This window comes from Rhodoferax sp., from assembly GCF_028689295.1.
GTDB lineage: Bacteria > Pseudomonadota > Gammaproteobacteria > Burkholderiales > Burkholderiaceae_C > Rhodoferax.
The window spans coordinates 17,553-30,208 of sequence record NZ_JAQTWL010000025.1; the positions used below are offsets into that span (position 1 = coordinate 17,553).

Sequence of the window (12,656 nt, forward strand, 5' to 3'; positions counted from 1 at the left end):
CGTCAGGCGGTCTGCTCGGCCGCTGCGGGTACGGGCTGCTGCTGCCCCTTCTGCTTGACATCGCCATAGCCGTAGTAGCTTTCATAACCGTAATCATGGCCGTGTTCGCCGCTCACGTGGGTCATGACCACGCCCATCGGCGCCAGCCCTGCATGAGCCAAACGGCGCAGCGAATTCTTGATGCTGGACTTGCGGGTACTGCCCGCCTTGACGGCAAACACGACATGCTGAATCTGGTTGCCCAGCACAATGGCGTCCGCAATGCCCAGCACTGGCGGGGTGTCGATAATGACCTGCGAATACCCGAGCTCGCGCGCCCGGTCGAGCAGCAACATGAACTTCGGTCCCATCAGCAATTCAACCGGGTCCGGCGGATTCGGTCCCGACAGCAGCACCGACAAATTGGCAATGCCCGATGGCTGGATGTACATCTCACAAGGCTGGTCACCCGACAAAAAGTTCGACAAACCGCCCTCATTGGACATCTTCAGCGTTTTGTGCAGCGACGGATTGCGCATGTCGGCGTCGATCAGCAGCACCTGCTTGCCCAATTGCGCAAAGTTGATGCCCAGTGCCAAAGCGGTGGTGGACTTGGCCTCGCTCTGGCCGCAACTGGTCACCATCAGGCGCTCCGGCGCACCCTCGGTGGTGGAGAACTGCAGCGCCGTGCGCATCGACCGGTAGGCCTCGGCAAACGCGCTGCGCGGCTCCTGGTGCGCCACCAGGGCCACTGCCTCGCCGGTCTTTTTCTTCACCACCGGAATCAGGCCGAGCAGCGGCAGGCCGTACTGGCTCTCGATCTCGTCGTAGTGCCTGACCGAGTCGTCCAGGTTTTCCCGCAGGAAAGCCAGACCCAAGGCCAGCAACAAACCCACGCCCATGCCGATGGCAGCGTTGCGCGCAAGCTGCGGGCTGTACGGGAACAGCGGCGTGATGGCTTCATCCACCACCGAAATGTTGTTGCTGGTCAGCCCGCCCGTCACGCTGACCTGCTTGAGCCGTTGCAGCAGGCTGTCGTACACCTGCCGGTTGGTATCGAGCTCGCGCTTGAGCAGGTTCAGATCGACACTGCGATCCTGCACCGCCAGCACCTCGCTGCGGGTCTCGCCCAGCCGTGACCGGAACTGTTCCTCCTGCCGCTTGGCCGCCTCAAACTGGCCCTTGACAGAAGCGGTCACCACGGCAATTTCAGCCTTGATGCGGGCGTCCAGTTCGTTGATCTGCGTCTTGAGCTGGACCATCTTGGGATACTCGGGCTTGTACACGCTCACGTTCGTCGCATACTCGGCTTCCAGCTTGGCCTTTTGCTCCTTGTAAGCCTGCACCGCCTTGCTTTCCAGCACCTGGGGGGCACTCTCGGGGCTGCGCAAGGCCTCTTTGTACAAGGATTCGGCCTTGATGCGCTCCTGCTCCACGCGCGACAACCCGGCCGAGAAGTCGGCAAAATTCTGGCTCGCCACATTGGTCTTTTCATCCAGCACCAGAATCGAATTGCGCTTGGCGTAGTCGTTGATCACGCGCTCCGACTCTTCCAGCCTGGCCTTGGTGATCCTGATCTGGTCCTCCAGAAAGGTCTTGGCATACACCGAAGACCCCATCTTGCGCTCCAGATTCATGGCAATGAAGGTCTTGGCCATGGAATTGGCAATGCGCGCTGCCAGTTCGGCGTTGCTGTTGACCACCGAGACGTTGACCAGGCGGGTATTGCGCACCGGCTCCACCTTGACCGAGACCATGAAGGCGCCCACCACATCCTCGCGCCCGAGCACCTGCGCGTCCTTCACCGACGGCGTCGCGAGTTGCCGGTAATTCGACAACAACAAATCGACAAAACCAGGCTCGTCGCCGACCGGCGTCAAAACCGGGGCCGATGCCTGGCCAAATGGCGCACTGGCCGCAGCCTCTTGCGCCGAGGCCTCCATGGGGCTGATGACCGCAGGGCGGGTCTTGTCCAGCCCCATTTCATCGACCATGCGCTCGGCCAGACTGCGGCTCTTGAGCAGCTCGATGTGGGTCTGCAACTGCGAGCCATCGTCGTACATCTGCAGTTCGGCGTCCACGTCCCTGTTGAAATCCACCACGCGCTGGGCGCTGCGGTCAATCTGCAGCGTCACGCTGGAACGGTACATGGGTGTGGCGCGCAAACTCTGAATGGTGGCGATCAGCCCGCACAGCAAGGTCAGCGAGATGAGCATCCACTTGTACTTGAGGACGACCCGAAACAGCGCCTTGAGGTCGAGCGCGTCGCTGTCCAGCTCTTCGGCTTCGTCGCGCAGCACGGAAGCCTGCAAGCTGCGTGCCGGGGGCAAGGACAGGCCACGGGAGACCAGCGGGTCCACCGCAAAAGGTTCAGGTGTTGACATCAGTTCTTGAAAATTGAGAAGGGGTTGAGGGTGTTGACAACGTCGCTGAACAGCGAATCCCGCAACGCGGCCCGCGTGGGGCTGCGCTTGACCACAATCACGTCGTCGGCCATGATGTCCGGGTCGGCCTGTTCACCCTGGCGAATCTTGTCGAGGTCAAACGTCAGTTTCTGCTGCGGCATCTGGTTGACCGTGCGAAACAGATTGATCTCGCTCAGGTCGGCATAACTGCCGCCGCCGCCGGCCAGCGCCAGCGCCCGCAGCAAGGTGAGCTGGCCGGTGACCGGATAGATGCCCGGCCTGGCCACCGCGCCTTCGATCGTGATGCGCTGCGTGGTGAACTCCTTGATGAACACCGACACCTGCGGGTCCTGCAGGTATTTCTCTGCGTACTTTGCGGCAATGGCGGCCTCGGCCTGCTGCGCCGTCAAGCCGGCCAGCGTCATGTTGCCCACCAGCGCCAGCGACACCATGCCCGACGAGTTCACGCGCACCGTGCGCTTGAGGTCGGGCACGCCATAGACCTCCACATCGATCAGGTCGTTGGGCCCCACGCGGTAGTCCGCGCCCAGGCCAGCCAGCGAGTTCAGCGGCTGCGCCTGCCCGGGCAACAGCTGCGCTGCGGCGTCGGGGCGCGGCGTCTGACCGGCAGCCACATCGGTGACCACCGGCTGGCGCTCGGCAGCCACCGGCTGCTGCGCCAACACCCATACCGGCGCAACGGCCAATAACAGCGCCAGCAACCGACTCAAATAATCAGGCATAGATAAACTCCCCTCAAACCACCAAGCGGATGCCCGGTAACCATCCATTCTAATTGGCCCGGCCCAGCCGAAGCAGGCCGCCCAGCATAAACGCGCCCAGCATCGCATTGGCGGGAATGCGCAGGTTAAAGTCCAGCCACGAATGCAACAGCAGCGCCAGCAGCCCCAGCCCGCAGGCCATCATCATCTGCTCGTGCGCGTCCAGCCCGTCGCCCTGCAGCGCCCTGTGCGCCAACCACCTCGCACGCCGCGCTATCAGCCACAGCGCAAGGCCGGCCAGCAGCACATACAGCGCACCGCATTCCATCAGCAACTGCACATAGTCGCTGTGCGCATGTTCGACAAAACCGGTCACCACAGCCGGCTGGAAGCGCGGAAACACCATGCCAAAAGACCCCAGCCCCGAACCCAGCGGCCAAAACTCGAGTGCGGCCGTCCAGGCGCTGGACCGCATCAGGCCCCTGAAGCTGGCATCGCCGGCCAGCAAATCACCCTGAAAACGCTCCAGCCAGCCCAGCCCCACCGAGGCCACCGCCACCAGCAGCAGGGCCGCCAGCGCCCACAACCGCCATCGCAAACCAGCCTGCCCGCCGTGTCGTCCCGGCAACATCAATGTGGTGGCCAGCGTGACCACTAGCGACGTGACGATGCCGGTGCGCGAGCTCGACGCCAGCACAGCTGCCAGCAACACAAACAGAAGCAAGCCCCACAGCAGGCTGGCGTTGCCCACCCGGTGGTGCCGCGGCGCCTGGTCATGCATGGCCCGCCTGACCTCCAGCACCACCAGCGGCAGCGTCATGCCCAAAAAATTCGCAAAATGGTTGGGGTTGGCAAAGGTTCCGATCACACGGTTGGTACCGGCGTCAAAAAACAACAGCTTGAAAGACCCCAATTGCGCCAAACCCAGCAGCGCCTGCGCCAGCGCCAGCCCGATCAAGAGCCGGCACAGCATCCTGAACTGGTGCCCACTGCAACTCAGCGCCAGCGCAAAGCAGGCCACCAGCGGAATCCCCGCCAGCACCGACGCCCAGGTGGCCGCCGGCGTCAGCGATGCCGGCCGCCACGCGGGCTGCGGCATCTGCACCGCGGCCAGCAAATCCTGGTACAGCGCACGCCCCGGCAGGGCAACCCAAACGTCCAGCGGCAGTGGCACCAATTGCAGTAGCGCCACCCACAGCGGCGACGCCGCCAGCAGCAGCAGGCCCGCGCGCTCCCTGCCCCGGCCCCAAACGCCCTGCCCGTCCAGCGCCACCAGCGCAGCGCCCAACAGCACCGCCAACCCCAGCCATTCCAGTGCGATCAAGGCCACATAGCGGTTGCCGCCGCGAATGACGGGCGCGCACACCAGCAGCGCAACACCCGCCCACAGCATCAGCCCCTGTGACAACGCAGGCCGCTGCAAAGACCTTTCAGCCATCGACACGCTGCGCGGCGGGTGGCTGCTGCGCGATGGGGCGGACCAGCGGGCAGCGCCCGACCACCAGGTAGCGGTAGGTGAGGTGATAGACCAAAATAGCGCCCAGGTAGCCCACCATCAGCAACCCGGTCTGGTCGAAAAACATGATCGCCATGCACGCCGGCACGGCCACAAAGCACCACACAAAAGGCGCGACACACGCATTTTGCAGAGCATTCGAACAACCGGGAAAGTGCTTTTGAACGAAGTGGCTGGCCAGCAGACTGTGCAAGTGGAGCTTGTCCGCGTCGCCGGGCGATGTGCCCTGCCGGCTGCGGCGCAGCACGCTGTAGAACACCTCGGTGATGGGATAAGCGCACACTAGCAAACTCGCCCAGGGCGACACGCCCGGATTGCGCATGGGCAGCAAAACGGCAATCCACGCCAGCGCAAAGCCAACAAAGTAAGCGCCGCCATCGCCTAAAAACAGCTTGCCCCAAGGGTAGTTGATCAACCAGAAACCCGTCACAGCGGCAGCCACCAGCAGACCCAGCAGGCCCAGCGGTGCGTCGCCCACCTGAAAAGCCATTGCCGAAAGCGCCAACAGCATCAAAATGACGGTGCCACTGGCCAAACCATGAAAACCGTCGATGATGTTGACCGCATTGGCCACGCCGCCCACGGCAAAGGCCGTCAGCATCACGGCCAGCGGCCAGTAGGTGAGCACACTGTCGAGCAGGGCAACGTCCAGTCGGTTCAACGCCACGCCGCTGAGCAGGCAGGCCACCAAACCGCTGACCATGGTGGCCAGCAGCCGGGGCAGCACGCCCACGCGCTTGGTCATGTCTTCGGCCAGTCCAAACACCAGGGCCGGTAAGCCGGCCAGCAAAATCACGCCCAGCAACTGCCTGGCCGGACCCGCATCGAGCAACAGCCAAGCCAGTGCCAGCGCCAGGTAAATGCCGATGCCACCCACACGCGGCGTTGGCTCAAGATGAAATTTTTGCACCGCGCCCGGATGGTCCATCGACAAGTGGCCGTGCCGGTGCCGGGTGAGCACCAGCAGCAGCGAGACCAGAAAGGACATGAACGTGGTGGCTAAAGAAACCCGGCCAAGGAAAGCGCCGACATGTGACAGTAAAAGCATCATTTATTCCCCAAATCGCTCCTGAATCAAGCGGCAAGCCGTCATTATTTTTTTGAGAACACTTATCAGGAAGCGCGGAGCATATTACCCGATTTGCCTGACACCAATGGCCAAGGCGTCGCGCTTGAATTTGTAGGAGCGGCGCCCTCGCCGCGAATGGCGGAGGGAACATCAAAAATTGACGTCATCACGCGCGCCGAGATTTCATTTTTGACCCAGCTTCAGGCGAAACCGGGCGAACAAAAAATCAATGAGTTGCTGGATTACCCGACGCGCAAAACCCGCCCGCCCGTCTTCGACATGGCCAAACCTAGTCCCGAGCCATCCACATGACGGGATGGCTTGCTTGGGAGGAGGCAGGCGCAAAGGCAGCCGCTGCCGGCGCCAACTTTGCCATGGCGGCCTCGTTGCGCAGCAGGTTGAACGACGGCACACCGGTGCGGGCAAAGGATTTCTCGCAATCCTGGATCGACGGTCCGCGCATATTGCCTTCCATGTGCGCCAGCCCCGGGCAGCGCGAGCAACTGCTGCCATGCGCGCAGGAGGAGCAGCTCTGCAAATCGGCCATGCTGATGGCCCGCACTTTCTTCAGCGCGGGCGAGTTCTGCCAGATGTCGAGAAAACGCGTTTGGCGCACGTTGCCGCTCAGCAGCGGAAACTGCACGCAGGGCAGCACGTCGCCATAAGGCGAGATATAGCACGCCGTATGCCCGGCGCTGCACGGCAGCGTGTCCAGCGCGTCGGCGGGCGCCAGCGGCCCCGCCGGCGGGGCGCAGAACTCCTCGGCATTGCCGACCAGCGTCGATTCGTGCAATACCTGCTCCAGCTCCCCGGGCGTGATGTTCAGGTCAAGTATCGAACGGTCGCCATCCATCATCGGGGTGATGGTGGCGTCAAGGTTGTAGCCGACGCCCATCTCGGCGGCGAGCGCCTGCACCTGCGGGTAATCGCCGGCGTTGTGCTTCATCAGCACGTTGGCAAAGCTGACCCTGACGCCGTGCGCCTTGAGCAGTCGCGCACCCTCGATGGTGCGCCTGAATGACCCGCGCACCTTGGTGATCTCGTCGTGCACGGCCGCCAGGTGCGAATACACGCTGATCTGCACCGACTCCACGCCCAGCGCCGCGATGCGCCTGGCACTGGCCTCGCGCAGCAGGACGGCATTGGTCTTGAGCTTGACTGCGAACAGGTGCTTGCGCGCGTGCGCGATGATTTCGAACAGATCCTTGCGCAAAAAAATCTCGCCGCCGCTCAGGATCAAAAAGAACACCCCGGCCGCCGCCAGCTGATCCAGCAGATCCTTGATTTCGGCCGTGCTCATCTCGCCATGGTCGTCATGGTCGAGGTAGCAATGCACGCAGCGCTCGTTGCAGCGGTAGGTCAGGTCGAGCTGCACGCTCAACGGTATGCCCAGCTTGAGCGCCTTGGCGCCCATCTCGCGCATCAGGCTGCTCATGCCGACGCATCAGTCAAGGGAGTGTCGGATATCACGAGAATGCCCTGGCGGGCCAGCTCCTCGGACATTTCCTCGGCGTCGCGCAAGGCGCTCGCGGGGTCCACGTCATACACGGCGCAGATATGGCGCTCGACCATCTGCGCCAGCGGCGTCACGCCGTCGGCCGCCTGCCACAAGAGGGAGGCGGTCTCGTTCAGGCTGTACAGCGACGAGTCGAGGCCCGACATGATCATCACCTCGCCGCCGACCATGCGCGCGGCGACGTTGCTGGCTCGGGACACGTAGCGCGGTGTGCTCATTGAATCAACTTCCATACTTCAGTCTCGGGCAAAAATGTCAGCCGGCGAACCGGCACGCGCTCGATCAGTTCGAGCGCCGACAGAAACACCGCCTGCACCAGCTCGGTGTCTTCGGCGAAAAATAGCATGTTACGCAAAATACCGCGCACCGCCTCGGCCTTGCCCACGTCAGAGACGCGGTTCTCCGCGCCCTGGGTGAGCAGATAGACGGCTTCCAGCGGCGCGCGCAGCCCCGCCCCGGCGCGGGCCAATTCTTCGGCACGGGCCAGTTCACCGGCGAACGGCGTGCCGTAGGCGTAGTAGCCGCCGGCTTCCTTGCGCAGGTAGGAAATTTCGTCGCTGAGCACGGCAGTGTCTGGCGGCGCCAGCCGGACCATCGTGGTTTTGCCCGCACCGGAGACGCCGGTAAAAAAAAATGCCTTGCCATTGCGCACGGCGCTCGACGCATGCATCAGGAATCCACCTTCACGCGCCAGCACCAGCGAGTGGACGATGCGCAGCACGGTGTCGATGGAATACGGGTTGGCCGACTGGCGGATGTGCCCCTGGCGCAGGGCCGGGTCCCACTCGGCACGAAAGTCGCCGCGCTCCAGCCGCCAGCGGCCGTTGCTGCGATAGACGCGCACGTCGTCGTCGGGCGAACCCTCGCGCAGCGGCGCGAGTTCGATGTCGAACGCGTAGTCGGGCGCGCCGCCCTGCACCATGAAGCCGGCGTAGCGCTGGTCGAGCAGTTGCAGGAAAGCTTCGTCCGAACTGCGCACGCTGACGGTGATGCCGCCAATGCAGATGTCGGCGCGGCTGCGCGCTGCGGCGCTCACAGGCCGACTCGGCCCTGCAGGCCCTGCACGCGGATGAACAGGCTGCCCGCCAGGCTTGATCGGCGAAACACGGCTGCGGCCAGGCGCGCCGGCCAACCCGGCTGCGTCGCGTGGTGAACGGTCTTGCCGCGGCGCGTCACCCGCACGACTTTGCCCAGCAGTTCATGCGCTGCCACCGGGGCATCGGGATCGGCCAGACCGTCGCCCTGGGTGAAGAGGTGCGTCGCCGAGCGCGACACCACCCGGTGCGCGAACAGCCTGCTATGGCGGATAAACAGAACAATATCGTGCGGCCCGGCGTCTTCGATGCGGCACTGGTGGATCAGGAGTGTGTCGGCCGGCCGCACCGCCGGCAACATGCTGGCGCCCGTCACACCCAGGCGCAACTCGCCAAAGGTGCGAAGGGCCTCGGCGGCCAATTCGTTTTTGGACAAATTGCGTGAATCGAACAACGCTTCCATGCGACCGCAGTGGCTAGGAAGTCTTGCGGTTGGTCCGGCACTGGGCCTGCGTGCTGCTGATCTTGCCGCAGGCCAGCGCCATGGTCTCGAACACCGGCTCGTGACGGAACGCGGGCTTGAGATAAGGCTTTCTGGGCGAGCCGCTGGCTGCGCAGGCCTGAGACAATTCTGGTTGAGAGGGATGATTCATTTTGCTCACGATATTGAGTTCAGGTATGGCACAGAGGCATCTGCACAGATTGTCATCACTGCAGCGCCGCCTGGCTGGCCTGGATGGCGTTGCCAACGGTGCCGTTGCCAATCGTCGAGTAATAGATTTGGGACGCGCCTGCGGTCGCCGAGATATTGTCCACAATGATGCCGCCGGTGCCACCAGGAGCCGCCAGTCCGGCACCAGCGGTTGCCGCTGTGTCCCAGGTCAGACCGGTCAGGTTGTACATGTAGATGCAGGCTCCGGTACACCCGAAGTCATTACCTGCTGCAGTGACACTGGCATAGATGTAGTCGTTGGCGCCGTTCATGATTTCGGTGACGGGGGAGCAGTCTGCATTGCTGTTGACAAGCGTTGGTCCCGTCGCCGGGACGCCCATTGGGTTACCACTGTTAACGGATATCCTCCAAAGGGTTGGTCGCCGTGCAGTCCGGGTTGCACTCCCGCAAACGTACATAAACCCGTTTCCCGTTGTGTAGTAAGCATCGTTGAAAGCACCTGAATACAAGACTGAGGTATCGCCACCTGAGCCCACCACAGCCTTTTCAGGCACTGAAATGTTAGTGAACGTGGTTGAAAATCTGTAAACAGTTGAGTCACCTGTGCTGGTGTCCCTACCGCCAAATGCGTACACATGCTGCGCACTGGAGTCCACGATGGGCGCATCCTTGATGCCGTTTGTGTTAGTGTTACGAGAGAGTTGGACACTGCGCACAACAGCGCCGGTGCTTGCATTGACTGCATAAAGTCGCCCATCGGTAGACGCCGTGCCAACAAACACCAAATTGCTCACGGAATCATAAACGGGCGACGAGAGAATGCTGGCCGCTCTCACGGTAGCCGGCCACCCGCCAGCGGTGATCTCGCCCGGCGTGCCGGTGAACACCCCGGTGAACTTGTGCAGGGTCCCGTTGTTGGTGCCGACATAGAGGACGTCATTCGAGTAATCGACATAAGGTGACGAATTGGTATTGTTGGGACTGCCGCTAAAGGGAATTAACGCCATGCAAGGCGCGGTACAGGTGCGGTAGTCCGCAGCGGTGACAGGGGTCGGGGCGGTGGGTGCACCGAGTGTTCCGGGCGCGGCACTACTCCACTTGAGCAACACCAGACTCGCGACAGTGCCGGTGCGCTGCACGAACGCCACCTGGGTGCCGTCCAGCGAAAGCACAGGCGAGGTTTCGGTAAAGGCACCCGCCCCCGTGTTGTACGACCACATGGTATTCGGCTGAAAATTCAACGCTGGACCACAAGTGGTCTTGTACAGATTGTTGAAGGCCACAATGGTGGGTTGACCAGGAGTTAAGGCATCTGCACCTCCCGTCATCGCCCCGTCCCATGAAAACCTTGCTGTATTGGCAACCGAAAGTAGGATACTGTTTCCGGCATTGCCAGGCGTCTTGGCCGTGATCGTCAACTGCCCAGAACTGGGCGAATTGGCAACAGCGGACACGAGTACCGAGGAGTTCAGATTAATCGCACCCGCCAAATTGCTTGCCTCGGTGGCGGCGCTGGCATTGGCCGCGTAAGTGGTCGATGTGAACCCAGTGCCGTTAGTGGCGGTAAACACCACTCCGCCAATGGTGATGGTCGAAGGGACTCTCACTGCATTATTGTTCAAAAATGTTCCGCTTTGGCTTGCCGACGCGGCTGCTTGTGAAGATGATGCGGCACCCGCTGAAGCCGTGGTGAAGACCACAAAATCGTTGGCGCAGCTCGGCACCGCGTTAATGTCAAAACTGAATTTCGCCGGGAACACACCGGCCCTGCCGACGCCAGATGCCCCACCCAGCGGGCTGCTCCAGTCGCGTTGTATGGGGTTGGCCGTTACCGTCGATTGATGCCTGTCGAATCTCGTGGCCCATTGCATTTGCTGGCCCGAGAAGGCGTTTTGTCCGGTCGGTTGCACAAAGGCGGTCTTTTTGGCGACCGCCATGGCAAAACGCGGATCCTTGATTTTCTGTAGCCACCGATCAAAAGCAACTGTGCCTTGGCGCGCTGCTTGGTTCAGCGTCTCCGGATTGGTGTAGATCAGGTGCTTGTGGCTCCAGTCCTGGGGCACACTGCGGTTCGCCTCCGGTACCACAGCCTGCGCGAATGCGGGGCTGAACACGGCCGGAATGAGCCCGCCGATCACAGACAAAAGCACTGCGAGGATAAATTGCTGCCAGTTTCGATTCATTGCGAATTCTCATCTATAAATTAGTTCCAACTCTGCCTTCGAATATAGCATTTTGTATAGCATTTCTGCGCCAGTGGCCAACTTGATTTATGGCGGTCTGCAAGGCGTTTGACGAAAACAACGGCCTGTGCCCATTCAGCCCAGCAGTCGACCCAGCGCCGCGCGAACCCGGATCCCCATCAGACCCAGGTAACCCAGGTCGGGCCGCTGATAGAGCCGCGCCATGTACTCGCGGCTCGGCAGGAAACGCTGCCCCAGATAGCAAAGACGCATGCCGATCGCAGGCAAGGCCATCATGACCTGGTACTCCCGGTAACGCCACTGGCGCAGGCGCGCCACCTCCATCGACTCGCTGGCGCGCGCCAACACCAGAACGGCTCGCACTTGGGGTGGCAAGGCCAGAACATCCGATCCGAAGGCGTCCGACGCGGCATCGAGCGACATCAGACACACGCCTGCCAGTGCGCGCTCGCCGCACAGTGCCGTGAAGTGGTCCCAATCGGCGTTGGCAAACCGGCGCGTCAACACCGGAATGTCGTAAAGCCATTTGAGGCTGTCGTGAAAATCGGACTCCGACACATTGAAAGCCCGGTGCATGCAGGCGTGAATCAGGGCATGCACCTGCCCCAGGCCGCGGGCGTTGGCGCCCAGGCCCGGCAGCGCGATGGACTCGTTCATGAGTTCGTCAAAGGTGAACCGGTAGCCGAACAACGGGGAATTCGACAGCCGCCAATGCACGTCGATCACGGTGGCGACGGTGCCGGTGACCTCGCGCACACAGGTCAATTCGTAGCCCACCAACGCCTCGGGCATGGCGTGGGCAAGTTCATAGCCGGCAGCGAGCAGTTGACTGGCAATCATTTCGGCGTCCTGGCGCGACGGCAACAGCACATCGACGTCGCCGCTTGCGCGCAGCTGCGGCGCCGCGTAGGCCCATTGCGCGAGCGCCTGGCCCTTGAGCAGCAGGCCGGAGATGCCCGCTTGCGACATCAGCGCCAGCAAGCGGCGGGTTTCGACTTCCAGAAACATGGAATAGAGGGCCGCATCCCGGGCCGCAGCCTGAAAGGACTGGCGCACCGGGCTCGGAACGGCCAGCGCCCAGGCTTCCCGAGCCTTCGCCGATGCGTGCAAACGCTCATCCACCAGCGCCACCACGCCGTGCTGCCGCGCTGCCTCGACCAGCTCTGCGGCGGCATGCGGCCATTCAGCCAGCGCGTCAGGCGGCCGACCGGCAAGGATGTCTGCCAGCCAATGGCGAGCCGTTTGCGCTTCTGGCAGGTTCATGGCGGGGTGCGGTGGGATGTTTGGGGGTAAGCGGGTGGGCATGGCGTGCAGCAAGGCTGGGCATTATCGGTGATGGCTGCCTCTGGACAGCCTTCGTCGCGGGGGCGCGACTCCCACAAAAGCACGGGGCGCGACTCCTGCAAAGACCTGTAGACATGATGGATGACCTGCCAACCTCGTAAACGTGGGTTATGTTTCGAGGTTGGAGAACTTCGTAACACAGAGCCATTAACGAGGAGACAGGTCATGGAAAAGTTTAACGGCATTTATGTTGG

At 62.4% G+C, this 12,656-nt stretch carries 12 protein-coding genes; 1 reads left to right on the top strand and 11 read right to left on the bottom strand.

All coding sequences use genetic code 11. The features are described 5' to 3' along the window. Positions 1–2: 2 nt before the first annotated feature. Genes PHF15_RS14875 through PHF15_RS14890 form a run of 4 tightly spaced genes read right to left on the bottom strand, consistent with a single transcriptional unit; the run spans position 3 to position 5,610 of the window. Positions 3–2,363, bottom strand: a complete 2,361-nt coding sequence (locus PHF15_RS14875) for a polysaccharide biosynthesis tyrosine autokinase (RefSeq protein WP_300122282.1) — start codon at positions 2,361–2,363, stop codon at positions 3–5. Continuing rightward, a complete protein-coding gene (locus tag PHF15_RS14880; protein WP_300122284.1) occupies positions 2,363–3,127 on the bottom strand; it encodes a polysaccharide biosynthesis/export family protein in 765 nt (254 codons plus the stop codon). The genes PHF15_RS14875 and PHF15_RS14880 overlap by 1 nt, the downstream gene beginning before the upstream one ends. Before the next feature lie 49 nt (positions 3,128–3,176). Continuing rightward, positions 3,177–4,544, bottom strand: coding sequence for an O-antigen ligase family protein (locus PHF15_RS14885; RefSeq protein WP_300122286.1), 1,368 nt, complete (start codon positions 4,542–4,544; stop codon positions 3,177–3,179). Further along, positions 4,537–5,610, bottom strand: coding sequence for a glycosyltransferase (locus tag PHF15_RS14890; protein ID WP_300122288.1), 1,074 nt, complete (start codon positions 5,608–5,610; stop codon positions 4,537–4,539). The genes PHF15_RS14885 and PHF15_RS14890 overlap by 8 nt, the downstream gene beginning before the upstream one ends. 153 nt (positions 5,611–5,763) lie before the next feature. Here PHF15_RS14890 and PHF15_RS14895 point away from each other — a divergent pair, with 153 nt between their 5' ends. Further along, positions 5,764–6,003: a hypothetical protein gene (locus PHF15_RS14895; protein WP_300122290.1), complete on the top strand. Its 240-nt coding sequence runs from the start codon at positions 5,764–5,766 to the stop codon at positions 6,001–6,003. Here the strand turns inward: PHF15_RS14895 and PHF15_RS14900 are convergent. From PHF15_RS14900 to PHF15_RS14930, 7 genes are all read right to left on the bottom strand, one after another. Then, the gene (locus PHF15_RS14900; RefSeq protein WP_300122291.1) at positions 5,981–7,126 is read right to left on the bottom strand and encodes a radical SAM protein; all 1,146 of its coding nucleotides are present in this window, start codon (positions 7,124–7,126) and stop codon (positions 5,981–5,983) included. The genes PHF15_RS14895 and PHF15_RS14900 overlap by 23 nt on opposite strands. Further along, entirely contained in the window at positions 7,123–7,425 is a 303-nt protein-coding gene (locus PHF15_RS14905) for a PqqD family protein (protein WP_300122294.1), read from the bottom strand. The genes PHF15_RS14900 and PHF15_RS14905 overlap by 4 nt, the downstream gene beginning before the upstream one ends. Continuing rightward, positions 7,422–8,243: a hypothetical protein gene (locus PHF15_RS14910; RefSeq protein WP_300122296.1), complete on the bottom strand. Its 822-nt coding sequence runs from the start codon at positions 8,241–8,243 to the stop codon at positions 7,422–7,424. Before PHF15_RS14910 ends, PHF15_RS14905 begins: the two co-directional genes overlap by 4 nt. Next, positions 8,240–8,704 carry a S24/S26 family peptidase gene (locus PHF15_RS14915; protein WP_300122298.1) on the bottom strand — a complete coding sequence of 155 codons (465 nt, stop codon included), beginning with the start codon at positions 8,702–8,704 and terminating at the stop codon, positions 8,240–8,242. Before PHF15_RS14915 ends, PHF15_RS14910 begins: the two co-directional genes overlap by 4 nt. Before the next feature lie 13 nt (positions 8,705–8,717). Next, a complete protein-coding gene (locus PHF15_RS14920; RefSeq protein ID WP_300122300.1) occupies positions 8,718–8,894 on the bottom strand; it encodes a hypothetical protein in 177 nt (58 codons plus the stop codon). A 55-nt stretch (positions 8,895–8,949) separates the two neighbouring features. Next, the gene (locus tag PHF15_RS14925) at positions 8,950–11,097 is read right to left on the bottom strand and encodes a PQQ-binding-like beta-propeller repeat protein (protein ID WP_300122302.1); all 2,148 of its coding nucleotides are present in this window, start codon (positions 11,095–11,097) and stop codon (positions 8,950–8,952) included. A gap of 135 nt (positions 11,098–11,232) precedes the next feature. Continuing rightward, positions 11,233–12,381, bottom strand: coding sequence for a nucleotidyltransferase family protein (locus tag PHF15_RS14930; protein ID WP_300122303.1), 1,149 nt, complete (start codon positions 12,379–12,381; stop codon positions 11,233–11,235). Between the last annotated feature and the right edge of the window lie 275 nt (positions 12,382–12,656).

Coding starts and splice junctions, on each gene's coding strand:
- PHF15_RS14890 (WP_300122288.1), bottom strand. CDS start 5,610: ATGTCCTTTCTGGTCTCGCTGCTGCTGGTGCTCACCCGGCACCGGCAC.
- PHF15_RS14885 (WP_300122286.1), bottom strand. CDS start 4,544: ATGGCTGAAAGGTCTTTGCAGCGGCCTGCGTTGTCACAGGGGCTGATG.
- PHF15_RS14925 (WP_300122302.1), bottom strand. CDS start 11,097: ATGAATCGAAACTGGCAGCAATTTATCCTCGCAGTGCTTTTGTCTGTG.
- PHF15_RS14920 (WP_300122300.1), bottom strand. CDS start 8,894: ATGAATCATCCCTCTCAACCAGAATTGTCTCAGGCCTGCGCAGCCAGC.
- PHF15_RS14915 (WP_300122298.1), bottom strand. CDS start 8,704: ATGGAAGCGTTGTTCGATTCACGCAATTTGTCCAAAAACGAATTGGCC.
- PHF15_RS14880 (WP_300122284.1), bottom strand. CDS start 3,127: ATGCCTGATTATTTGAGTCGGTTGCTGGCGCTGTTATTGGCCGTTGCG.
- PHF15_RS14875 (WP_300122282.1), bottom strand. CDS start 2,363: ATGTCAACACCTGAACCTTTTGCGGTGGACCCGCTGGTCTCCCGTGGC.
- PHF15_RS14905 (WP_300122294.1), bottom strand. CDS start 7,425: ATGAGCACACCGCGCTACGTGTCCCGAGCCAGCAACGTCGCCGCGCGC.
- PHF15_RS14900 (WP_300122291.1), bottom strand. CDS start 7,126: ATGAGCAGCCTGATGCGCGAGATGGGCGCCAAGGCGCTCAAGCTGGGC.
- PHF15_RS14930 (WP_300122303.1), bottom strand. CDS start 12,381: ATGAACCTGCCAGAAGCGCAAACGGCTCGCCATTGGCTGGCAGACATC.